Source organism: Mesorhizobium huakuii, assembly GCF_030160235.1.
Taxonomy (GTDB): Bacteria; Pseudomonadota; Alphaproteobacteria; order Rhizobiales; family Rhizobiaceae; genus Mesorhizobium; species Mesorhizobium huakuii.
The window spans coordinates 1-920 of the sequence record NZ_BSNY01000081.1 but is presented as its reverse complement, the minus strand read 5'-3'; the positions used below and the strand labels follow the sequence as shown (position 1 = coordinate 920).

1 protein-coding gene is annotated in these 920 nt (G+C 64.6%); it reads left to right on the top strand.

The window, feature by feature from the left end:
• On the top strand, positions 1–920 hold a 920-nt coding region (gene groEL, locus QQK95_RS33345), incomplete at both ends, for a chaperonin GroEL (protein WP_284278839.1).

The following is a 920-nucleotide window of genomic DNA, read 5'->3' as shown; positions in this document are numbered from 1 at the left end:
ACCAGGACAAGATGCGCGTGGAGCTGGAAGAGCCCTATGTGCTGATCCACGAGAAGAAGCTGTCCAATCTGCAGGCGCTGCTTCCGGTGCTGGAGGCTGTTGTGCAGTCGTCCAAACCGCTGCTGATCATCGCCGAGGATGTCGAGGGCGAGGCGTTGGCGACGCTGGTCGTCAACAAGCTGCGCGGTGGCCTCAAAGTCGCCGCCGTCAAGGCGCCCGGCTTCGGCGACCGCCGCAAGGCGATGCTGGAGGACATTGCCATCCTAACCGGCGGCACCGCGATCTCGGAAGATCTCGGCATCAAGCTTGAGAATGTCACGCTCAACATGCTGGGCCGCGCCAAGAAGGTGTCGATCGAGAAGGAGAACACCACCATCGTCGACGGCGCCGGTTCGAAGGACGAGATCCAGGGCCGCGTCAGTCAGATCAAGGCGCAGATCGAGGAGACCACCTCCGACTACGACAAGGAAAAGCTGCAGGAACGTCTGGCGAAGCTCGCCGGCGGCGTTGCGGTGATCCGCGTCGGCGGCTCGACCGAGGTCGAGGTGAAGGAACGCAAGGATCGCGTCGACGATGCCATGCATGCGACGCGCGCTGCGGTCGAGGAAGGTGTGTTGCCAGGTGGCGGCGTGGCGCTTCTGCGCGCCGCCAAGGCACTGGACGGCGTGCAGGCCGAGAATGAGGACCAGAAACACGGTATCGAGATCGTGCGCCGCGCGATCGAGGCGCCCGTGCGCCAGATCGCCGAGAACGCCGGCGCGGAAGGCTCGATCATCGTCGGCAAGCTGCGTGAGAAACCGGAGTTCGGCTGGGGCTGGAACGCACAGACCAACGCGTTCGGCGACCTCTACAACGAGGGCGTCATCGATCCGGTGAAGGTGGTGCGGACCGCACTCCAGGATGCGGCATCGGTTGCCGGC